This is a genomic window from Leifsonia sp. KNZ13-11D, assembly GCF_056754895.1.
The window spans coordinates 2,496,289-2,518,156 of sequence record NZ_JBPGWU010000001.1; the positions used below are offsets into that span (position 1 = coordinate 2,496,289).

Here is a 21,868-nt window from a genome sequence, read left to right on the forward strand (position 1 = left end):
GGCTAGCGCTTCTTTCTGCGGTAGAAGGGGAGGGCGGTGACGGTGAACGGGAGGCGCGTGCCGCGCACATCCACATGGAGCACGGTGTTCTCGCGGGCGAGCTGCGGGGCCACGTAGGCCATCGCGATGGGGACGCCCAGCGTCGGCGAGAGCGCGCCCGAGGTGACGACGCCCACCTCGGCGTCCTCGCCGTCGACCACGTCCTTCGCGTACACGGGGTAGCCGGCGCGCGCGGCGCGCTTGCCCTCGCCCACCAGCCCGACGAGCACCCGGGCCTCGGGGTCGGGGCCTTCCTCGCTGGCGGCACGGCCGACGAAGTCTGTCTCCTTCGCGAGGTTCACGACACGGCCCAGGCCCGCCTGCGCCGGCATGGTGTCGAGGCCGAGCTCGTGGCCGTACAGCGGCATCCCCGCCTCGAGGCGCAGCGTGTCGCGGCTGGCGAGACCGGCCGGGACGAGGCCTTGGGCGGCGCCCGCCTCGAGCAGCGCATCCCACAGGGCCCGGGCGTTGTCGGGAGCGAGGTACAGCTCGAAGCCGTCCTCGCCGGTGTACCCGGTGCGCGCGATCAGCACCGGATGCGTCTCGAACTCGGCCGGGAGCGACCAGTAGTACTTGAGGGCCGAGAGACGTTCGCCGAAGTCGGCGCCGCCCAGCGCTCCGGCGTCGGCGGAGAGACCGGCGGTCGCGAGCAGCACCGAGAGGGCGGCGGGGCCTTGAACCGCGATCAGGGCGATGTCGTCCGACTCGTCGAAGACCTCGACGTCGAACGGCGCGGTGCGGTCGCGCAGCTCCTGGGCAACGGCATCCCGGTTGGACGCGTTCGCCACCACCATGTAGCGGTCGTCGCCGGTGCGGTACACGACCAGGTCGTCGATGATGCCGCCCGAGCGGGACAGCAGGAGGCTGTACTTGGCCTGGTCGACGGCGAGCGCCGACAGCCGGCCAGCCAGCGCGTAGTCGAGCGCCTCTCCTGCCTCCGGGCCGATGAGCACGATCTCGCCCATGTGGGACAGGTCGAAGAGCCCGGCGGCCGTGCGCACGGCGTGGTGCTCGGCCAGGTCCGACGAGTAGCGCACGGGCATCTGCCAGCCGGCGAAGTCGGTGAAGGAGGCGCCCGCCGCGCTGTGCGCGTCGTGGAGCGGGGAGGTGCGTTCGCCGGTCTGCCGGTCGGACGGCTGGCTCTGCTGCGAGGTCATGAGTTCTCCGATTCGCCGGCCGAGCGGCCGGGGGCTGCGGGGGCGTGACGGCTCCCGGGAAGAACTCCCCCTCTGTCATCCGGCCTGAGAGTTTCACCGCGTCCCGTGGGGAGCGCGGCTTTCACCGTGGGCGAGGGCGGCGGGCGCCGTCCTGCTTTTCAGAGTGGCCAGTCCGATGCGGTACGCGTACCTGAGAGATTGTCGGGGAGGATTGCTCCTTCGGTGCCGCCCGCTCGCGCGCTCGGCTCTCCCGCATCGACCTCGTTGGCCCGGTATTCAGTTGGATGTCCGGCCAGCATATCCGGTTCCGCGCCCCCGCGCTCTTCTCGCGGCCGCCCGCTGCCCGGTCTCTCGCACGATGTGTGCCAAATCGTGGCTATGGCGGGCGCATAACCGCGATTTGGCACACATCGCGAGGCGGCGGAGGACAGCGCTTGGTGTTCGGGTTGTGGTGACACTAAGATGGGTGCGAAGTTAAGGTAATAATGACTCTTAGAAACAGAGGGCGACCATGGCCGAACAGCACGAGAGCGCGAAGCTCGCCGTGTCCACGGTCATCTTCGCGCTGCGCTCGGACGAGGAGACCGGCGGCGTGCCGCAGGTGTGGCTGCCGCTCGTACGCCGCATCCGCGAGCCGTTCGACGGGCGCTGGGCGCTGCCCGGCGGACCGCTCCGGGTCGGCGAGGACCTCGCCTACGCCGCCGCACGCACCCTCGACGACACGACCGGGCTCACGCCGAGCTACCTGGAGCAGCTGTACGCGTTCGGCGACGCCGACCGCTCCACCGGCGCCGACCGCGTCGTCTCCGTCGTGTACTGGGCGCTGGTGCGCAGCGATGAGGCCGAGCGCGCGAGCGTCGGGCAGAACGTGCGCTGGTTCCCGGCCGACGAGCTGCCGCAGCTCGCCTTCGACCACAACGTCATCGTCGAGTACGCGCTCTGGCGGCTCCGCACCAAGATGGAGTACTCGCGGATCGCCCTCGCCTTCCTCGGCGAGCGCTTCACTCTGGCCCAGCTGCGCGGCGTGCACGAAGCCGTGCTCGGCCGGCCCCTCGATCCCGCCAACTTCCGCCGCACCATCGAGGCGTCCGGCACCGTCGTCGCCACCGACGAGTACCTGACCGGCACGCCGCACCGGCCGCCGCGGCTGTACCGCTACAACGACACCATCGACCTCGCCGACGCGGGGCCGCTCCCCCGCCAGCAGCATCCGTTCGAAGGAAGAAGCGCATGACCATCGCCTCGGTCGACACCACCATCCAGCTGATCGCGTCGGGCAGGCTCGACGGCGAGACCTGCACGCCGGAGCTCGCCGACGCCCCGTGGGAGTTCGACCGGCTGGCCCCCTCCTACGGCCCCGGCGCGTCGCTCGGCGACCCGATCCCGGCGAACGCGCCGCGGCAGGGCGAGCTGCCCGAGGAGTACCGCACGGCCTCCGCCCAGGAGCTCGCGGACCGCATCCGCGCCGCCAAGCAGGCCCTCGGCGACCGGGTGGCCGTGATGGGCCACTTCTACCAGCGGGACGAGGTCGTGCAGTACGCCGACTTCGTGGGCGACTCGTTCCAGCTGGCCAATGCGGCGAAGGCGCGACCGGAGGCCGAGGCGATCGTGTTCTGCGGCGTCCACTTCATGGCCGAGACCGCGGACATCGTCTCCCGCCCGGACCAGCGGGTCATCCTCCCCAACCTCGCGGCCGGCTGCTCGATGGCCGACATGGCGGACCTCGACTCGGTGCAGGAGTGCTGGGAGCAGCTGGAGGAGCTCTACGGGACGGAGCCGGACGCCGACGGCCGCGTGCCGGTCATCCCGGTCACGTACATGAACTCGTCGGCGGCGCTCAAGGCGTTCTGCGGCGAGCACGGCGGGATCGTCTGCACGTCGTCGAACGCCGCCACGGTGCTGGAGTGGGCGTTCGAGCGCGGGCAGCGCGTCCTCTTCTTCCCCGACCAGCACCTCGGCCGCAACACCGCGAAGGCGATGGGTGTGCCGCTCGAGCGCATGCCGCTGTGGAACCCGCGCAAGGCCTGGGGCGGCACCGACGCGGCGACCCTGCACGACGCCCGCGTCATCCTCTGGCACGGCTTCTGCTCGGTGCACAAGCGCTTCACCGTCGGCCAGATCGAGCACGCGCGGGCCGAGTTCCCCGGCGTCCGCGTGATCGTGCACCCCGAATGCCCGATGGATGTGGTGGATGCGGCCGACGAGTACGGCTCGACCGACTACATCGTGAAGGCGATCCAGGCGGCGCCCGCCGGGTCGACCTTCGCGATCGGCACCGAGATCAACCTGGTTCAGCGGCTGGCGGCGCAGTTCCCGCAGCACACCATCTTCTGTCTCGACGCGGTCGTCTGCCCGTGCTCGACGATGTACCGCATCCACCCCGGCTACCTGGCCTGGGTGCTGGAGGCGCTGGTGCGCGGCGAGGTCGTGAACCAGGTGGCGGTGCCCGAATCGGTCGCCGCGCCGGCCCGGGTGGCCCTGGAGCGGATGCTCGCCGCGCGGCCCGACACCACGATGGCGGCGTGACATGAGCCGCGTGGTGGTCGTCGGGAGCGGGATCGCCGGTCTCACCGCCGCGCTGCGGTCGCACGCGCTCGGGCACAGGGTCACGATCGTGACCAAGGCCGCGGTGAGCGACGGGAGCACCCACTACGCGCAGGGGGGCATCGCGGCGGCCCTCTTCCCCGACGACAGCGTTGCGTCGCACGTCGCAGACACGCTGCGCGCAGGGGCGGGGCTGAACGTCCGGGAGGCGGTCGAGGCGCTGTGCGCGGACGGCCCGGAGCGGGTGCGCGAGCTGATCGCGCTGGGCGCCGCCTTCGACCGCGACGGCGACGGCTTCGCCCGCGGGCTCGAGGCCGCCCACTCGTCGGCCCGCGTGCTGCACGCGGGCGGGGACGCGACCGGGGCGGAGCTGGAGCGGGCGCTCGTGGCCGCCGTGCGCGCCGCAGGGATCCCGGTCGTCGAGCGGGCGTTCCTCGCCGACGTGCTGGTGCGCGACGGGCGGGCGGCGGGGATCGCGCTCCGCGTCGACGGCCGGACCGCCGACCTCGATGCGGATGCAGTCGTGCTGGCTACGGGAGGCTGGGGGCGGCTGTACGCGCACACCACCAACCCGGCGGTGGCGACCGGCGACGGGGTCGCCGCGGCCTGGCGGGCCGGCGCGGCGCTGGCCGACCTCGAGTTCACGCAGTTCCATCCGACAGCCCTGTACACGGCGACCGCGCCCGCCGGCGCCGGGGCATTCCTCGTGTCGGAGGCGGTTCGCGGCGAGGGCGCCGTGCTGCGCAACGCCCGCGGCGAGCGCTTCATGACCGACGTGCATCCGGATGCCGAGCTCGCCCCGCGCGACGTGGTGGCCCGCGGGATCGCAGTGGAGATGGCGGCGCAGGGCGGGCGTCCGGTGCTGCTGGATGCGACGGCGCTCGGCGGCGGGTTCCTGGCGCGCCGCTTCCCCACCATCGACGCCGCGACCCGGGCGGCCGGCTACGACTGGGGCCGCCGGCCGATCCCGGTGACCCCCGCGGCCCACTACGCGATGGGCGGCGTCGCCACCGACATCGAGGGCCGGACCACGGTGCCGGGACTGTTCGCTGTGGGCGAGGTCGCCTGCACGGGCACCCACGGCGCGAACCGCCTGGCGTCGAACTCGCTGCTGGAGGGCCTGGTGTTCGCCCACCGGGCCGCAGCGGCCGTCGACGCACCCTGGCAGGAGGCGCCCGAGTGGATGCGCGCGGGCGCGATCGCGACGCTCGGCGGCTCCGGCACGACCGCCGCCGCCTCCCGCCGCTTCGACCGCGCGCGGCTCGCCGCCCTGCTCTGGCAGTCCGCCGGGCTGCACCGCGACGGGGCGCGGCTGGAGGCGGCCGCGGCCGAGCTCGCCGCGACCGAGCCGCCCCAGCCGGGCGAGGACGCCAACCTCCTCACCCTCGGCCGTCTCGTGGTCGCCGCCGCGCTCCGCCGCGAGGAGTCGCGCGGCGCGCACTTCCGCTCCGACTTCCCGCTGGCAGGCGACGGCGCGGCCGTCCACACCGTCCTCCGCAGCGCTGTGCTCCCCGGCGCTGTGCTCCCCAGCGCTGTGCTCCCCAGCACTGTGCTCCCCAGCATCGGCGCCGACCGTTCGCAGCCGACCCGACTCGAGGTGCCCGCAGCATGCTGACCCGCCAGATCATCCACACCGTCGTCCGGGCGGCGCTCACCGAGGATGCGCCGTGGGGCGACATCACCAGTCAGACGCTCATCCCGGAGTCCGCGACCGCGACCGCGCACCTGGTCGCCCGCGAGCCGGGCACGTTCGCCGGCGGCGAGGTGTTCGCCGCGGCGATGACCCTCACCGACCCGGCTCTCGACGTCGACCTGCGCGTCGCCGACGGCACCGCCTTCGCGGCCGGGGACACCCTCGCGTCCGTCAGCGGGCCGGCCCGGTCGGTGCTGCAGGGCGAGCGCGTCGCCCTCAACTTCGTGCAGCGGATGAGCGGGATCGCGACGCTCACCGCCGCCTTCGTCGCGGAGGTGGCCCACACCTCCGCCCGCATCGTGGACACGCGCAAGACGACACCGGGACTGCGCGCGTTCGAGCGCCATGCCGTGCGCGCGGGCGGCGGCAGGAATCACCGCTACTCGCTCTCCGACGCGGTGATGGCGAAGGACAACCACCTCGCCGTGCTGACCGCCCAGACCGGCCTGTCGCTGACCGACGCGTTGCGCCGGGTGCGCGAGCAGCTGCCGCACACCACCCACCTGGAGGTGGAGGTCGACCGGATCGACCAGATCGAGCCGGTGCTCGCCGCCGGCGTCGACACGATCATGCTGGACAACTTCTCCCTCGACGAGCTGCGCGAGGGCGTCGCGCTGGTCGGGGGCCGGGCGATCGTCGAGGCCAGCGGCAACGTGAGCCTCGCCACCGTCCGCGACATCGCCGAGACCGGGGTCGATGTGATCTCGTCGGGTGCGCTCACGCACAGCGTCCGCTCGCTCGACCTGGGGCTCGACGTGGTGGTCGGGTGATCTACCTGGACACGGCCGCCACCGCCCCGGTGCGCCGGGAGGTGCTGGAGGCGATGTGGCCGTACCTGACCGGCGACTTCGGCAACCCGTCCAGCCACCACGGCGTCGGCCAATCCGCCGCACGCGCCCTGACGGACGCCCGCGCGACCGTGGCGGCCTGGCTCGGCTGCCGCGCGTCCGAGATCGTCTTCACCTCGGGCGGGACGGAGGCGGACAACCTGGCCGTCAAGGGCATCGCGCTCGCGAACCCGCGGGGACGGCACATCGTCACGACTCCGATCGAGCACGAGGCGGTGCTGGAGTCGGTCGACCATCTGGTGCGGCTGCACGGCTTCACCGTCACGTTCGTGCCGGTCGGCCGGGACGGGCTCGTCACCCCCGGCGACTTCGCGGCTGCCCTGAGGCCCGACACGACGCTGGCCTCGGTCATGCTGGCCAACAACGAGGTGGGGACGGTGCAACCGGTGGCAGCGCTGGCGCGGCTGGCGCACGGGCACGGCATCCCGTTCCACACCGACGCGGTGCAGGCGGCCGGCTGGCTGCCCCTCGACGTCGCGGCCCTCGGGGTGGATGCGCTGAGCGTCTCCGGCCACAAGCTGGGAGCTCCGAAGGGGATCGGCGCGCTGTTCGTGCGGGGGCGCATCCCTCTGGAGCCGGTGCTGCACGGCGGCGGTCAGGAGCGCGGACGGCGGTCGGGCACGGAGAACGTGGCCGGCGCGGTGGGTCTGGCGACGGCCGCGCGTCTCGCCGCGGACGGCCTGACCGAGCGCGCGGCGGCGGCCGCGACGGCGCGCGACGCGTTCGTGGCGGCGGTGCTGGCGGAGTCGCCGGGAGCGGAGCTGACCGGGCATCCGGCCGAGCGGCTTCCCGGTACGGCGTCCTTCGTGTTCCCGGGTGTGAACGGCGAAGCCGTGCTGCTGGAGCTGGAGCGCCGCGGCGTCGTGTCCTCCAGCGGGTCGGCGTGCGCGGCGGGCAGCGAGGACGCCTCGCACGTGCTGCTCGCGCTCGGCTACCCGGAGGATGTGGCGCGCACGGCGGTCCGCTTCTCCTGGGGTCCGGACGTCACGGCTGAGCGGCTCGCCGCCGTGGGACCGGCGGTCGGGGAGGCGGTCCGCGCAGTGGCCGCACTGGGTCGCTGAGGGCGGTTTTATTCCACTGTTCTGCGGTCAGCGAACTTCTCCACAGTTCACACGGACGACACCCACGATGTCGGCGGCCGCCGATACTGTGGACCGGTGACTGAGAAGACCTCACCAGTGCCTTCCGTCGACGCCGGGGCGATCGACAGCAGCGCCGTGCCGTCCGTTCCCGCGGGCCCCGCGCGCATCGCTCCCCGCGACCAGCGGGTGATCTGGCTCCTGCTGGCGGCCACGTTCGTCGTGATCCTCAACGAGACGATCATGACCGTCGCCATCCCGAAGCTGATGGACGACCTCGACGTCGACGCCCTCGCGGCGCAGTGGCTGTCGACCGCCTTCATGCTGACGATGGCCGTGGTCATCCCGATCACCGGCATCCTGCTGCAGCGCTACACCACGCGGCAGATGTTCATCGCGGCCATGTCGCTGTTCTCGCTCGGCACCCTGTCGGCCGCCCTCGCGCCCGGCTTCGGCGTGCTCGTCGCAGCCCGCGTGGTGCAGGCGTCGGGCACGGCCATCATGATCCCGCTGCTCATGACGACGCTCATGACGCTGGTGCCGCCCGCGCTCCGCGGCCGCACCATGGGCAACGTCTCGATCGTCATCTCGGTCGCGCCCGCGATCGGCCCGACGATCTCCGGGCTGATCCTCAACTTCCTCCCGTGGCGGTGGATCTTCCTGATCGTGCTGCCGATCGCGCTGGTCATGCTGCTGATCGGCATGCGTTTCGTCGAGAACGTGACCGAGACGCAGAAGGTGCGCATCGACGTGCTGTCCGTGATCCTGTCCGCTTTCGGCTTCGGCGGACTGGTGTACGGGCTGACGCTCTCGGGCGAGTCCGGCGGCGCTTCGGCGAGTCCGCTGATGCTGTGGGGATCGCTCACGGTGGGCGTGCTCGGGCTGGCCGCGTTCATCACCCGGCAGCTCATCCTGCAGCGCTCCGACCGGGCGCTGCTCGATCTCCGCACCTTCAAGTACCCGATCTTCACCGTCTCGATCGTGCTCATGGCGATCACGACGGCGTCCATGTTCGGCGTCATCATCGTGCTGCCGCTCTACCTGCAGCACGTGCTGCACCTCGACACGCTCGCCACGGGTCTCATCCTGCTTCCGGGCGGCCTGATCATGGGGCTCGCGGCCCCGTTCGTCGGCCAGCTCTACGACCGGTTCGACCCGCGCGTGCTGGTCGTGCCTGGCTCCATCCTGGTCAGCCTGGTGCTGTGGTCGCTCACGATGGTCACCGAGCACACGCCGGTCGGGCTGGTGGTGGCGGCGCACGTCACCATGAGCCTCGGGCTCGCGATGATGTTCACCCCGCTGTTCACCGCGGGCCTCGGGGCGGTGCCGCCGCACCTCTACTCCCATGGCAGTGCGATCCTCGGCACGATCCAGCAGGTCGGCGGAGCGGCCGGAACCGCCTTGCTGATCGCGGTGCTGACGCTCCAGGCGACCGCGCTGGCGAGCGGCGGGGCCTCGGTGGATGCGGCGCAGGCCGGCGGGATCCGGGCGGCCTTCCTCGCCGGGGCGATCATCTCGCTGTTCGGCGTGGCCGGGTCGTTCTTCATCCGCAAGCCCGCGGACGTCCCCGCGGAGGCGGCGTTCGCGGACTGACGGATCGCGACCGGGCGGCTGGCTCGCGGAGGGGTCGCAGCGGCACAATGGGGGCGACCGCACGCAAGGAGGCACTGTGTCCTACATCCGCACCGTCGAACCGTCGGAAGCGACCGGTGAGGTTGCTCAGCTCTACGCCGAAGACCTCGAAGACCTCGGGTACGTCGCCGACTACACCCGGGTGATGAGCCTGAACCCGGAAGCGTTCCGGGCGTTCGAGAACCTGCTGGGCGCCATCGTTCCCACCCTGGGCAAGCGTCGCTACGAGCTGGTCACGCTCGCGGCCGCGCAGGCCCTGCACAGCACGCACTGCCGCCTCGCGCACGGGCACAAGTGCCTCAGGTTCATGGATGCGGACGAACTGGAGCGCGTCGCCCGCGACTACCACGACGCCGGCCTCAGCGAGGCCGAGGTCGCCATGATGGAGTACGCCGAGAAGATCAGCACCGAGGCGCACACGATCACGGAATCCGACACGATGCGGCTGCGCGACCTGGGCTTCACCGACCGCGAGATCGTCGACATCACCCTCGCCGCTGCGGCACGCAACTACTTCAGCCGGGCCATCCAGGCGCTCGGCGCCGCGGTCGACGTGCCGGCGGACGTCTCCGATCGGCTCCGCGGCGCGCTCCTGGCGCCGCTGTGAGGGACAGCGCGCGAGCCCGCGCCCTCGCCGCGCTCCAGGGCCTGGCCCTCGGGGACGCGCTCGGCATGCCGACGCAGTCGATGTCGCGCGAGCGCATCGCGGCCGACCACGGGCGGATCCGGGGACTCGTCGCCGCCGGGCCGCACCAGCAGGTCGCGGCCGGGATGCCCGCCGGCTCCATCACCGACGACACCGAGCAGGCCGTCCTCCTCGCGCGCCTGCTGATCGACGGCGACGGGTCCGTCCGCCCCGGCGTGCTCGCCGCCGAACTGCTCGACTGGGAGCGCACGATGGAGGCCCGCGGGTCGCTCGACCTGCTCGGCCCCAGCACCCGCGCCGCACTGCAACGGCTGCAGGACGGCATGCCCCCCGAAGAGGCCGGCCGCTTCGGCGCCACCAACGGCGCCGCCATGCGGATCACGCCGGTCGGGATCGCCGTCGCCGTCGAACCGCTCGGCGCGTTCGTCGATGCGGTCGCCTCGGTCAGCGCCCTGACCCACAACACCGGCATCGGCATCGCGGGCGCCGCGGCGGTCGGCGCCGCGGTCAGCGCCGGGGTGGACGGGGCGGAGACCCCGGAGGCGCTCGACGTGGCGGTCGCGGCCGCCCGCGAGGGCGGGCGCCGCGGCCACTGGGTCGCCGGCGGCGACATCGCCGCCCGCCTCGAATGGGCGGTCCCGCACCTGCTCGAGCTCGACGCCCGCCGGCAAGACGACGCCCTCGCCGACGTGATCGGCACGTCCGTCGCCGCCCAGGAGTCCGTGGTGGCCGCTCTGGCGCTCGTCGCGGTCACGGCGGCGAACGGCGACCCGGCGCATCCCGACCCCGACGCGGCGTGGGACACGCTCTGCCGCGCCGCGAGCCTCGGCGGCGACACCGACACCATCGCCGCGATGGCGGGCGCGGTTCTCGGGGCGACGGGCGCCGCCGACTGGCCGCGCACGGCGCTCGACACGGTGCGGCGCGTCAACGCGCTCGACCTCGAGCCGCTGGTCGACGGCCTGCTGCGGGTACGGAGGCGTCATGCCTGAGGGGCGCGTGCTCTACACCGGCACGGTCGTGGTCGACCTCCTCCTGCGGGTGGGGGCGCTCCCCGACCGCGGCGGAGATATCCTCGCGTCCGACGCCCGCATGGTCGCCGGCGGCGGCTTCAACGTGATGGCGGCCGCCGCACGCGACGGGGCGGAGGTCATCTTCGCCGGCCGTTCGGGCAGCGGCCCGTTCGGCGAGGTCGTCGCCGAGGCCCTCTGGCGCGAGGGGATCTCGGTGACGAACCCGCCGCTCGAGACGGCGGACAACGGCTACTGCGTCGTCCTCGTCGACGACGACGCCGAGCGCACGTTCGTCACCGCCGCGGGCGCCGAGGGGATGCTGTCCCGCGCCGACCTCGACACGGTTCGTCCGCGTCCCGGCGACGTGGTGTACGCCTCCGGCTACAGCCTCGCCCACGCGTCCGCCGGTCCGGCCGTCGCGGGCTGGCTGGCGGAGTTGCCGCCGGAGACGCGCGTGGTCTTCGACCCCTCTCCGCTGGTGGCGTCCCTCGACCCGGAGCTGCTGGAGTCCGTGCTGCGCCGCACCGACGTGCTCAGCGCCAACGCCCGCGAAGCCCGCCTGCTGCGCGCCAACGCCCACCCGGCCCCCGCCGCGGGCGCCCTGCGCGGGATGCTCCGCGACGGGGCGGTCGCCGTGGTCCGCGACGGGGCCTCCGGCTGCTGGGTCGCCACCGGCGATCCGGCGCCCGCGCACCTGCCCGCGTTCCCGGTGACCGCGGTGGACACGACGGGGGCGGGCGACGCCTTCGGCGGCGTGCTCGCCGCGGCCCTCGCCCGCGGCGCCGCGCCCGTCGACGCCGCCCGCCGCGCGAATGCCGCCGCGGCCATCGCCGTCACCCGCCCGGGCCCCGCCACGGCGCCGACCGCGACCGAGACGGACGCCCTGCTCGCCGAGCACTGAGAGACCCGACACACCCGCCCGCACCCCGAGGAGCCCCCATGATCACCGTGAAGCGCGTGTACGACCCGCCGAGCCCCGACGACGGGTTCCGCATCCTGATCGACCGGCTCTGGCCGCGCGGCCTCACCAAGGAGCGGGCCGCGGTGGATGTGTGGCTCAAGGAGGTGGCCCCCTCGACGGAGCTGCGGCGCTGGTTCCACCGCGACCCCTCCCCGTCCGGCGAGGCAGAGGTGTTCGACGAGTTCCGCGCCCGCTATGAGCGGGAGCTGGAGACGAACCCGGCCGTCGACGAGCTGCGGGAGCTGCTCGCGGCGCATCCCCGGGTCACGTTCCTGGTGGGCGTCCGCGACCTCGAGCTGAACCACGGGAAGGTGCTCGAGGACTTCCTCGAGCACCACCCGTGACCCGTTCCCGGATCAGCCCGCGAGCGGCAGCTCCGCGTCGCCCTGCGCTTCGCCTTCCGAGGCGTCCGCGCCGTCGACCAGGAAGCGCGCGTACGCCGGGATGGTGAGGAACGTCGGGAACTCCTCCGCCAGCGACACCTCCCGCAGCAGCTCGGCGGCGTCCGCGAATCGGGTGCCGTCGCCCTCCAGCCGGTCGAGCTCCTCGTCGAGGATGCGCGACACCGCCGCCCGGTCCACGGCCGTCCCCTCGACGGTCACGACGCGGTTGTCGATCCACTGCCGCAGCAGAGAGCGCGAGATCTCCGCGGTCGCCGCATCCTCCATCAGCCCGTCGATCGCGACAGCGCCGGTCCCCCGCAGCCACGCCTCGATGTAGCGGAGGGCGACCGAGACGGTCGACCGCACCCTCGCATCCGTCACCGTGGCCGCGGCGCCGTCCACCCGCAGCAGGTCGTCGGCGGTCACACGCACGTCGTCCCTCCTCCGCGAGACCTGGTTCGGCCGGTCGCCGAGCACCGCGTCGAACTCGGCGAGCGCGGTCGGGATGAGGTCGGGATGCGCCACCCAGGTTCCGTCGAAGCCGTCCCCGGCCTCGCGCCGTTTGTCCTCCGCGACCCGCCGCAGCGCCCGCTCGGTCGCCTCCGGGTCGCGCCGGTTCGGGATGAACGCGCTCATGCCCCCGATCGCATGGGCCCCGCGCCGGTGGCAGGTGGCCACCAGCAGCTCCGTGTAGGCCCGCATGAACGGGACCGTCATGGTGATCCCGTCGCGGTCGCCGAACGCGAACCGCCGCCCGCGGCCCTGGAACGTCTTGATCATCGAGAAGATGTAGTCCCAGCGGCCGGCGTTGAGGCCCGCGCAGCTCGAACAGGATCTCCTCCATTTCGAAGGCCGCCGGGATCGTCTCGATCAGGACGGTCGCCCGGACGGTGCCCACGGGCATCCCGATGCGCTGCTGCGCGAAGACGAAGATGTCGTTCCACAGCCGCGCTTCCCGGTGCGACTCCAGCTTCGGGAGGTAGAAGTACGGGCCGCGCCCGGTATCCACGAGTGCTTGCGCGTTGTGCCAGAAGTACAGGCCGAAGTCGGTGAGCGACGCGCTGGCGGGAGCCGTGCGTCCGGCGCGGTCGGTGAACGCCAGGTGCTTCTCGACCAGGTGCCAGCCGCGGGGCCGCATCACGATCGTCGGCGTGTGCCCCTGCGGCGTCGTGACCCGGTACTCCTTGCCCTCGGCGCTCGTGAAGGCGAGGCGCCCGCGGACGGCGTCGTGCAGTGTGCGCTGGCCGCCGACGATGTTCGCCCAGGTGGGGCTCGTCGCATCCTCCAGGTCGGCCAGCCAGACGCGCGCGCCCGAGTTGAGGGCGTTGATGGCCATCTTCGGGTCCGTGGGCCCGGTGATCTCCACCCGCCGGTCCTCGAGGCCCGGGCCCGCGCCGGCGACGCGCCAGTGCTCATCCTCGCGGACCGCGGCCGTGCTGCTGAGGAAGCGCGGGTCGCGGCCGTTGCCGGCCTGCGCCCGGTGGAGGGCGCGCTCGGCCAGCAGCTCCTGCCGGCGCGCGGCGAAGGTCTGGTGCAGATGGTCGACGAAGGCGAGCGCCTCCGGCGTCAGGATGGTGTCGGTCGCGGCGTCGCGCGGCCCGGTGATCTCGATCATGATGCGTCTCCTTCAGGTGTGAGAGCCGGTTCGTGTGCCGAACGGCCCGGTCAGAACTGGTGCTCCTCGGTGGAGCCGACCAGGGCGAGCGTCGCGCTGTCGGGGTTGAGCGCGGTCGCCACGCGGTCGAAGTAGCCGGTGCCGACCTCCCGCTGGTGGCGGGTGGCGGTGTAGCCGTCGGCCTCGGAGGCGAACTGGGCCTCCTGCAGGTCGACGTACGCGCTCATCTGCCGGGTGCGGTAGTCCCGGGCGAGCGTGAACATGGAGTGGTTGAGCGCGTGGAACCCGGCCAGCGTGATGAACTGGAAGGCGTATCCCATCGCGGCGAGCTCCCGCTGGAACCGGGCGATGGTGGCGTCGTCGAGGTGGATGCGCCAGTTGAACGACGGCGAGCAGTTGTACGCCAGCCGCTTGCCGGGGTGCTCGGCGTGCACGGCCTCCGCGAACCGGCGGGCCAGGTCCAGGTCGGGCTCCGCCGACTCCACCCACAGCAGGTCCGCGTACGGGGCGTAGGCCAGTCCGCGGGCGATGACGGGCTCGATGCCGCCCGACACCTCGTAGAGCCCCTCGGCCGTGCGCGTCCCGGTGAGGAACGGCCGGTCGCGCTCGTCGTGGTCGCTCGTCAGCAGGGTCGCGGCGAGGGAGTCGGTGCGCGCGATGACGATGGTCGGCACCCCCGCGACATCGGCCGCGAGACGGGCGGCGTTGAGAGTGCGGATGTGCTGCCCGGTCGGGATGAGCACCTTGCCGCCCATGTGCCCGCACTTCTTCTCGCTGGCGAGCTGGTCCTCCCAGTGGACGCCCGCGGCGCCCGCCTGGATCATCGCGTGCATCAGTTCGTAGGCGTTCAGCGGGCCGCCGAAACCGGCCTCGGCGTCGGCGACGATCGGCGCCATCCAATCGCTCACCGCACCTTCGGCGCCCTCGATCTGGCCGGCCCGCAGCAGCGCGTTGTTGATGCGGCGGACCACCGCAGGGACCGAGTTCGCCGGGTACAGGCTCTGGTCGGGGTAGGTCTGGCCGGACAGGTTGGCGTCGGCGGCGACCTGCCAGCCCGACAGGTAGATCGCCTCGAGCCCGGCGCGCACCTGCTGCACCGCCTGGTTGCCGGTCAGCGCGCCGAGCGCTGCGACCCACTGCGGGTCGTCGGGAGTGCTGTCGCGCTGGATCAGCTCCCAGAGACGCTCGGCGCCGCGGCGGGCGAGGGTCTGCTCCTCACGGACCGGGCCGCGCAGGGCGACGACGTCGTCGGCGCTGTAGTCGCGGCGGATGCCGGACCAGCGCGGGTCGGCATCCCACTCGAGCTGCAGCTCGGCGGCCGTCTGGGTGGTGTCGCCCGGGCGGACGCTGCTCTCGGGACGGTTCGGGGTGCTCATCGGGACCTCCATCGGTCGATCGGTTGCTTCGATCCTTCGCCCGGTGGACGGCCTCCCGGCCGGATCCGTCGGCAGAAATCCGGCCGTTCTTCTGTTTGCCAGAACTTCGCCGGAGTGTCAGCATGGCGGGCATGACCGTCATCGACGACGTGCAGGACGACCGCCCCGCGGCCGACGCGCTCACGCTCGGCCGCCGTATCCGCGCCTTCCGCCAGCGGCGGGGCCTGACCCTGGAGGCTCTGGCCGCGGCGGTCGACCGCGCGCCGTCCCAGGTCTCCACCATCGAGAACGGCAACCGGGAGCCGCGGCTCGCGCTGCTGCGCGCCATCGCCGTCGCCCTCGACGTGACGGTCGACGACCTGCTCGCCCCCGAGCCGCCCGACGAGCGTGCGGCCCTCGAGATCGCGGTCGAGCGGGCGCAGCGCGGACCGGTGTTCGCCTCCCTCGGGATCGACCCGGTGCGTGTCGGCCGCACCGTCCCCGACGCGACGTTGCAGGCCATCCTGGCCCTGCATCAGGAGGTGGAGCGGCTCCACCGGGAGCGGGCCGCGACACCCGAGGAGGCCCGGCGCGCCAACGCCGAGCTGCGCGCGACCATGCGGGCGCGGGACAACCACTTCCCCGAACTGGAAGCGATCGCGGCGGACCTGCTCGGCGCTGTCGGCCACACCGGCGGACCGGTTTCGCACCAGACGGTGACGGACATGGCCGACCACCTCGGCTACGCGCTGCACTACGTCGGAGACCTGCCCCACTCGACCCGTTCGGTGACCGACCGGCGCAACGGGCGCATCTACCTGCCCACCGAGCAGTCGCCGTCCCGCGACTCCCGCTCCCCCATCCTGCAGGCGTTCGCCTCGCACGTGCTCGGTCACGACGAGCCGAGAAACTACGCCGATTTTCTGCGGCAGCGCATCGAGACCAACTACCTGACCGCGGCGCTGCTGCTGCCCGAGAAGGACGCGGTCGCCTTCCTCAGCGAGGCCAAGACCTTCCGGCGCATCTCGATGGAGGACCTCCGCGACGCGTTCGCCGTCACCTACGAGACCGCGGCGCACCGGTTCACCAACCTCGCGACCGCGCGGCTCGGCATCCCGGTGCACTTCATGAAGGTGCACGAGTCGGGCACGATCATCAAGGCGTACGAGAACGACGCGGTCGTGTTCCCGTCGGACGCTCTGGGCGCCGTCGAGGGCACGCCGGTGTGCCGCAGCTGGACCGCGCGGACCGTGTTCGACGTGGCCGACCGGTTCAGCCCGTACTACCAGTACACGGACACGCCGACCGGCACGTTCTGGTGCACCTCACGGGTCGAGAAGGCCAAGGAGGGCGACTACTCGGTCAGCGTGGGTGTGCCGTTCGCGCACGTGAAGTGGTTCCGCGGCCGGGAGACGCCGAACCGCGCGGTGTCGCGCTGCCCCGACGAATCGTGCTGCCGCCGCCCGCCGGGCGCGCTCGCCGAACGGTGGGAGGGGATGGCGTGGCCGGCCGCGCGCACGCCGACGTCGTTGCTCGCCGCCCTGCCGACCGGCACGTTCCCCGGCGTCGACGCCACCGAGGTCTACGCCTTCCTCGACCGCCACGCCCCCGCCTGACGCGCGCGACCCGTCCCTCCCGTCCGCCCTCCCCTCCGTCGAGTACACGAATAGTGCACGCGACACGCCGGAGGAGCGTGCACTATTCGTGTACTCGACGGAGGGGGCGAGGGCGCGTGCGGGTCAGTCGAGGGCGAGGAGGCGGAGGGCGACGCCGAAGGGCGGCAGCTCGACCGTGGCGGAGGGGTCGCCGTCGAGGGTGCGGAGCTCGCCTCCCGGGACCGACGGGGTGACCGTCACCGGGCTCTCGTGCTGCGAGACGAAGACGACGAAGCGCCGGCCGTCCTCGTGCACCAGCGTGTCGGCGAAGACGCGCGGGTCGTCCAGCCGGACGTCCCGCTCCACGTCCGCCAGCTCGGCGAGCGCGTCGTAGAGCCGCCAGGTCTGCTCCGGGTTGACGCGCGCCCGGGCGGACGCGAAGAACTCGAGCGGATATGTGCACAGCACCGCGCGCCCCGCCCCGTGCTGGGCGACGACGATCGCGGGCCGTCCGTGCGCATCCACCGCGACGACCCGGCCGGAAGTCGCGCGCACCGGCAGGTACGTGCGCCCGTTCTCGTTGCCGCCCGCGGCGAAGCGCAGCTCCGTGCCCGCGGCGAACGGTCCGAACGCCTCGGTGAAGCGCAGCACGACCGTATCGTCCGCGACCGGCTCGGCGAGGCCGTAAGTGCTGTCCATCCGCACCCCGAAGAGCTCCTCGGTGTGCACCCACCAGGGTCCGCGCTGCACGCCGCTCGACCCGTGCGCGTACGACGCGTACACGGTCGCCCCGTCGCGGGCGAGCGCCACGAGCTGCTGCCACGACGCGGCGCACAGCTGCTTGACCGACGGCAGCAGGTAGAGCCCGTACCCGGTCGGCAGGCCGCCGTCCTCCTTCTCACGCACCACCGCGACAGGGATGTGCGCCTCGTGCGCCGCGATGTAGGCCTGCTCGCCCGTGGCGACGATGTGCGCCCGCTCCTCCTCCTGGGTGAACGGGTAGTCCGCGGCGAGGTGCGACGGCACCACCAGCGCGGCGTCGACCGGCGCGCGGCGCACCGAGGGCAGGTCGATCGCGGCGAGGTCGGCGGCGAAGCGGGCCAGCTCGCGGAGCGGCGGCTTAGGGCTGCCATGACGGTCGGTGATGCCGAAGTGCATCTCGAACGGATGGTGCGAGTACGGCCGCTGGTCGGCGAGGTCGTCGTAGTCGGTGTTGTTCCACGCGATCCAGCCCGTCGCCCCGGCCAGCAGCGTCGTGTACAGCAGCTGCCGGTAGTAGGAGGCGGCCCCCGCATCCGATACGAAGTCGCTGGTGAGCCCGAACTCCTCCATGATCACGGGCAGCCCGTTCGTCGCGGCCAGCTCGGCGATGTACGCGGCCTTCAGGTGCTGGCGGATCCGGTCCGTCTCCATCCGGTACACGTGCGGCCCGATGAAATCGGTGTATTCCGCGAGGTCGCGAACCGAGAATCCGTTGTCGTGGCCGGTCGTCTCGATGCCCCACGCGCCGTCGCCGACCGCGACCGGCTGCGTCCCGCCGCCCGCGCGCACCGCATCCACCAGCAGCGACGCCCACGCGTCCACGATGGGACGCGGCGCCTCCCCGCCGTAGATCGGCACCTCGTTGGTGAGCAGCCAGCCGGCGACGGCGGGATGCGCGGCGAACCGGGCGGTCAGCTCCCGGACGTACCAGGCCTGGCGCCCGACGAACCAGACGTCGCGGTACAGGTCGCGGCCGTCCCGCCACGCCGGATCCCAGTTCTCCCCCGACATGTGCCCGACCAGGAAGGTCGGCACCGTGGTCATGCCGACCTCGGAATGCGCGTCCAGGAAGTCGGCGAAGTTCGCCACGCACTGTTCGTCGAGCGAATCCGGGGTGGGATGGAAGTCCGGCCAGTAGAAGAACGAGCGGGTCATGTTCAGGCCGTGCTCGGCGAGCACGCGCAGCTCGTCGCGCACGATGGCAGGGTCGTACCGCGTCCACATCAGCGGACCTCCGGTGCGCGACCAGAAGTTCGCGCCGAGCCACACCACGGGCGCCCGGTCGACGTGGAGCACCGGCGAGGGACGGTCGACGCGCGTCACTTGACCGCGCCGGCCGTGAGTCCGGCCACGAAGTTGCGCTGCAGCAGCAGGAACGCCACGACGATCGGGATGGACACCACGAGGGAGGCCGCCATGATCTGGTTCCAGTAGACGTTCGTCTGCGTCGAGTACAGCTGCAGGCCGACCGCGAGCGTCCTGTTCTCATCCGTGGTCATCACGGACGCGAACAGCACCTCGCCCCAGCTGGTCATGAACGAGTAGATCGCGACCGCGATGAGACCCGGACGCGCCGCAGGGAGCACGACGTGCCACAGCGCGCCCAGCGGACCTGAGCCGTCCACTTTGGCCGCCTCGTCCAGGTCGCGCGGGATGCCGTCGAAGTAGCCGGCGAGCATCCAGATCGAGAAGGGCAGCACGAACGTGAAGTACGTGATGATGAGGCCCCAGCGGGTGCCGACGAGCTGGATGCCGGTCGCCTGGTTGATGTTCACGAAGATGAGGAACAGCGGGAGCAGGAACAGCACGCCCGGGAACATCTGCGTCGACAGCACCGTGGTCGTGAAGACGTTGCGGCCCTTGAACCGGTAGCGCGAGACGGCGTAGGCGGCGAACACCGCGATCACCAGCGAGATCAGGGTCGCCGCACTGGACACGATGAGCGAGTTCACGAAGTACGACGCGAGCGGCACGGTCGACCACATGTCGATGAACGGCTGGAAGGTGATGTTCTGCGGGATCCAGGTGAATGAGGCCTGCACCTCGGACAGCGGCTTCATCGACGACGTCACCATGACCCAGAGCGGGACGACCGTGAAGACGGTCAGGAAGGCGATGACGACCCAGCGGAAGATGTGGGAAGAGACGGTCTCACGCATCGCGGTTCCTCCGATTCACGGCGAGCAGGTAGATTCCGGTGACGATCAGCAGGAAGATCAGCAGCAGCACGCTCATTGCGGCCCCCGAGCCGAAGTTCCACGTCAGGAACGAGGCGTTGTAGATGTGGAAGGAGATCAGGTCTCCGGACGCCGGCTGCGCGGTGCTCCCGAACAGCACGTACGGCGTGTTGAAGTCGTTGAAGGTCCAGAGGAACATCACCAGGAGCAGCACCGAGTTGACCGGCCGGAGCATCGGGAGCGTGATCGCGCGCCACTGGCGGAACGGCTTCGCGCCGTCGACCGCGGATGCTTCGTAGACCTCGGCGGGGATCGACTGCAGACCCGCCATCAGCATGAGGAAGGCGAACGGCCACAGCCGCCAGATCGCGACGATGACGATCGCCCAGAAGGCGTTGTTGCCGATCAGCCAGAACGGCTTGTCGCCGGAGAACCCGAGGGTGTCGAAGAAGAAGTTGTTGATCGCGCCCGTGTCCTTCTGGAACATGAACTTCCAGGTGATGATGCCGGCGTACAGCGGGAGTGCGTAGGGCACGAGGAAGAGGGTGCGGAAGAACGCGCGCCCGCGGAACCGGCCCTGCAAAGCGACGGCGGCGGCCATCCCGAGCACCCAGGACAGCCCGACGACCAGGATGGTGAAGCCGACGGTGATGAAGAACGAGTGCAGGAGGCCCGCGCCGACGGACCCGCTGAAGTCGAGGGCGACCGCGTAGTTCTTGAGGCCGACGAACGGCGCCTCGCCCCAGTTGGCGATGTAGAACTTGGTGAGCTGCAGGAAGCTGATCCAGATGCCGGTGAGCATCGGGATGACGTGGATGAACAGCTCGAAGACGATGGCCGGCACGAGCAGGACGAACGGCAACCACCATCCCTTCGGGCGTCGGCGCTTGGGCGCGGGCGGGGCGGCGGGCGCCGGCACGGTCTGTGCGGGGCCTCGGACGTCTGTCGTCGTCGACATGGGTCTCCTTACAGGTGTGGCTGGTCACCGGGCGGGACGCGGCGGCCGCTGAGCGGCCTGCCGCGCCCCGCCCGACGAGCGGGTCGTGGGCTGATCAGCCGCCCATGGACTGCTTGACCTCGTCCTGCGCGTTCTGCATCGCGGACTTGATGTCCGAGTCGGACACGGTGCTGCCGGTGGCGATCTTGGCGAACATGTCGTTCATCGCCTTGCCCACGGTGTTCTCGAACTGGTCCTCGGCCGGGACCAGCGGCAGCGGCTTGGACATGTCGTTGTAGATCTTCTGGAAGGTCGCGGCCTCCTCGGCGTTGTCCGTGAAGGTCGGCTTGACGCCCTCCAGCACCGGCAGCGTCGCGTACGGCTTCGCCAGCTTGCTCTGCGTGGACTCGCTCGTCATGTACTTGACGAACTTGAGCGCAGCATCCTTGTTCTTGGTGTTCTTGAAGATCGACAGGTTGATGCCGGCCGGGAACGTGGCGATCTGCTTCGCGCCCGCGGGGGCCGGGAACGGCACGACGCCGTACTGGTCGCTCTTCATACCGTTCGACACGATGGAGGCGTCCGCGTTGTTCTGGCTGAGGATCATGCCGACCTTGCCGGTGGCGAAGTCGTTGACCGCCTGCACGCCGTTGTCGTACTGGGCGTTCGACGGGTTGACGACCTTGTCGGTCTGCATCAGGTCGAGGTAGCGCTTGATGCCGTCGATGTTGGCCTGGCTGGTGAACGTCGGGTTGCCCTTGCTGTCGAACCATTCGCCGCCGTTCTGCGACGCGTTGATGAAGGCGAAGTGGACGTTCTCCGTGTAGCTGCCCGCCGCCAGCGAGAAGCCGTAGGTGGTGCCGTTGGTCAGCTTCTTGGCGTCGTTGACCAGTTCCTCCCAGTTCGTCGGCGGCTGCACGCCGGCGTCGCTGAACATCTTCTTGTTGTAGTACAGGCCGTAGGCGAGGCCGTACAGCGGGACGCTGGTGACGGGCTTGCCTTCGGCGCCGCCGGTCTTGAGCGCGGTCTTGACGAACTTGTCGCTGCCGCCGATGGCCTTCATGTTGGCGTCGTCGTAGGGCAGGAACGCTCCGGTCGCCTGCAGGGACGCGGCCCACGTGTTGCCGATGTTGAGCACGTCAGGACCCTGGCCGGAGGTGACCGCGGTCTGAATGCGCGTCTGCAGGTCGTTCCAGCCGATGACCTCGAGCTTGACCTTGACGCCGGTCTCCTTGGTGAACTCGTCGAGCACCGGGGTGAGGACCTGCTTGTCGTTGTCGAGGCTGGTCCCCTGGTTGCTCGCCCAGTAGGTGATCGTCGAGCCGCTGGCCGACGATCCCGATCCCGAGCTGCTGCAGCCCGCGACCACGAGCGAGACCGCTGCGGCGACCGCCGCCGCGGCGATGGCGCGTTTCCTCATTGTGACTCCTTC

The 21,868-nt window shown here is 71.6% G+C and carries 17 protein-coding genes, 1 pseudogene and 2 riboswitches; of the genes and pseudogenes, 11 read left to right on the plus strand and 7 right to left on the minus strand.

What is annotated here, in order from left to right:
- Window positions 1-2: 2 nt before the first annotated feature.
- Window positions 3-1,196, minus strand: coding sequence for a glycine cleavage system aminomethyltransferase GcvT (gene gcvT / locus ACR9Y5_RS12405; protein ID WP_481298230.1), 1,194 nt, complete (start codon window positions 1,194-1,196; stop codon window positions 3-5).
- Between the two features lie 63 nt (window positions 1,197-1,259).
- Window positions 1,260-1,363: riboswitch (glycine riboswitch) on the minus strand.
- A 1-nt stretch (window position 1,364) separates the two neighbouring features.
- Window positions 1,365-1,459, minus strand: a riboswitch (glycine riboswitch).
- Between the two features lie 248 nt (window positions 1,460-1,707).
- Here gcvT and ACR9Y5_RS12410 point away from each other — a divergent pair.
- The 10 genes from ACR9Y5_RS12410 to ACR9Y5_RS12455 all read left to right on the plus strand — a co-directional run bounded on the left by ACR9Y5_RS12410 (window position 1,708) and on the right by ACR9Y5_RS12455 (window position 11,956).
- The gene (locus ACR9Y5_RS12410) at window positions 1,708-2,430 is read left to right on the plus strand and encodes an NUDIX hydrolase (RefSeq protein ID WP_481298231.1); all 723 of its coding nucleotides are present in this window, start codon (window positions 1,708-1,710) and stop codon (window positions 2,428-2,430) included.
- Window positions 2,427-3,722, plus strand: coding sequence for a quinolinate synthase NadA (nadA, locus tag ACR9Y5_RS12415; protein WP_481298232.1), 1,296 nt, complete (start codon window positions 2,427-2,429; stop codon window positions 3,720-3,722). The genes ACR9Y5_RS12410 and nadA overlap by 4 nt, the downstream gene beginning before the upstream one ends.
- Window position 3,723: 1 nt before the next feature.
- Complete coding sequence (gene nadB / locus ACR9Y5_RS12420) at window positions 3,724-5,355, plus strand: L-aspartate oxidase (protein WP_481298233.1); 1,632 nt, start codon at window positions 3,724-3,726, stop codon at window positions 5,353-5,355.
- Window positions 5,349-6,203, plus strand: a complete 855-nt coding sequence (nadC, locus tag ACR9Y5_RS12425; RefSeq protein ID WP_481298234.1) for a carboxylating nicotinate-nucleotide diphosphorylase — start codon at window positions 5,349-5,351, stop codon at window positions 6,201-6,203. The genes nadB and nadC overlap by 7 nt, the downstream gene beginning before the upstream one ends.
- Window positions 6,200-7,342 (plus strand): cysteine desulfurase family protein, encoded by a 1,143-nt coding sequence (locus ACR9Y5_RS12430; protein ID WP_481298235.1) that lies wholly within the window; start codon window positions 6,200-6,202, stop codon window positions 7,340-7,342. Before nadC ends, ACR9Y5_RS12430 begins: the two co-directional genes overlap by 4 nt.
- 117 nt (window positions 7,343-7,459) lie before the next feature.
- Entirely contained in the window at window positions 7,460-8,953 is a 1,494-nt protein-coding gene (locus tag ACR9Y5_RS12435) for an MDR family MFS transporter (protein WP_481299572.1), read from the plus strand.
- A gap of 76 nt (window positions 8,954-9,029) precedes the next feature.
- A complete protein-coding gene (locus tag ACR9Y5_RS12440; protein WP_481298236.1) occupies window positions 9,030-9,599 on the plus strand; it encodes a peroxidase-related enzyme in 570 nt (189 codons plus the stop codon).
- Window positions 9,596-10,630 carry an ADP-ribosylglycohydrolase family protein gene (locus ACR9Y5_RS12445; RefSeq protein WP_481298237.1) on the plus strand — a complete coding sequence of 345 codons (1,035 nt, stop codon included), beginning with the start codon at window positions 9,596-9,598 and terminating at the stop codon, window positions 10,628-10,630. The genes ACR9Y5_RS12440 and ACR9Y5_RS12445 overlap by 4 nt, the downstream gene beginning before the upstream one ends.
- On the plus strand, window positions 10,623-11,552 hold the full coding sequence (locus tag ACR9Y5_RS12450) for a PfkB family carbohydrate kinase (RefSeq protein WP_481298238.1): 930 nt from the start codon (window positions 10,623-10,625) through the stop codon (window positions 11,550-11,552). Before ACR9Y5_RS12445 ends, ACR9Y5_RS12450 begins: the two co-directional genes overlap by 8 nt.
- A gap of 38 nt (window positions 11,553-11,590) precedes the next feature.
- Entirely contained in the window at window positions 11,591-11,956 is a 366-nt protein-coding gene (locus tag ACR9Y5_RS12455) for a DUF488 domain-containing protein (protein ID WP_481298239.1), read from the plus strand.
- Window positions 11,957-11,968: 12 nt separating this feature from the next.
- Here ACR9Y5_RS12455 and aceB read toward each other — a convergent pair.
- Together aceB and aceA are read right to left on the minus strand one after the other, a co-directional pair.
- A pseudogene (gene aceB / locus ACR9Y5_RS12460) lies at window positions 11,969-13,610 on the minus strand (malate synthase A).
- 50 nt (window positions 13,611-13,660) lie between these two features.
- Window positions 13,661-14,986, minus strand: a complete 1,326-nt coding sequence (gene aceA, locus ACR9Y5_RS12465; protein WP_481298240.1) for an isocitrate lyase — start codon at window positions 14,984-14,986, stop codon at window positions 13,661-13,663.
- Between the two features lie 122 nt (window positions 14,987-15,108).
- Here aceA and ACR9Y5_RS12470 point away from each other — a divergent pair, with 122 nt between their 5' ends.
- Window positions 15,109-16,581: a helix-turn-helix domain-containing protein gene (locus ACR9Y5_RS12470; RefSeq protein ID WP_481298241.1), complete on the plus strand. Its 1,473-nt coding sequence runs from the start codon at window positions 15,109-15,111 to the stop codon at window positions 16,579-16,581.
- Window positions 16,582-16,704: 123 nt separating this feature from the next.
- Here ACR9Y5_RS12470 and ACR9Y5_RS12475 read toward each other — a convergent pair whose 3' ends face one another.
- The 4 genes from ACR9Y5_RS12475 to ACR9Y5_RS12490 all read right to left on the minus strand — a co-directional run bounded on the left by ACR9Y5_RS12475 (window position 16,705) and on the right by ACR9Y5_RS12490 (window position 21,856).
- The gene (locus ACR9Y5_RS12475; protein WP_481298242.1) at window positions 16,705-18,645 is read right to left on the minus strand and encodes a cellulase family glycosylhydrolase; all 1,941 of its coding nucleotides are present in this window, start codon (window positions 18,643-18,645) and stop codon (window positions 16,705-16,707) included.
- Window positions 18,642-19,481, minus strand: coding sequence for a carbohydrate ABC transporter permease (locus ACR9Y5_RS12480; RefSeq protein WP_481298243.1), 840 nt, complete (start codon window positions 19,479-19,481; stop codon window positions 18,642-18,644). The genes ACR9Y5_RS12475 and ACR9Y5_RS12480 overlap by 4 nt, the downstream gene beginning before the upstream one ends.
- Window positions 19,474-20,457, minus strand: coding sequence for a carbohydrate ABC transporter permease (locus ACR9Y5_RS12485; protein ID WP_481298244.1), 984 nt, complete (start codon window positions 20,455-20,457; stop codon window positions 19,474-19,476). The genes ACR9Y5_RS12480 and ACR9Y5_RS12485 overlap by 8 nt, the downstream gene beginning before the upstream one ends.
- 94 nt (window positions 20,458-20,551) lie before the next feature.
- On the minus strand, window positions 20,552-21,856 hold the full coding sequence (locus tag ACR9Y5_RS12490; protein WP_481298245.1) for an ABC transporter substrate-binding protein: 1,305 nt from the start codon (window positions 21,854-21,856) through the stop codon (window positions 20,552-20,554).
- Window positions 21,857-21,868 lie beyond the last annotated feature (12 nt).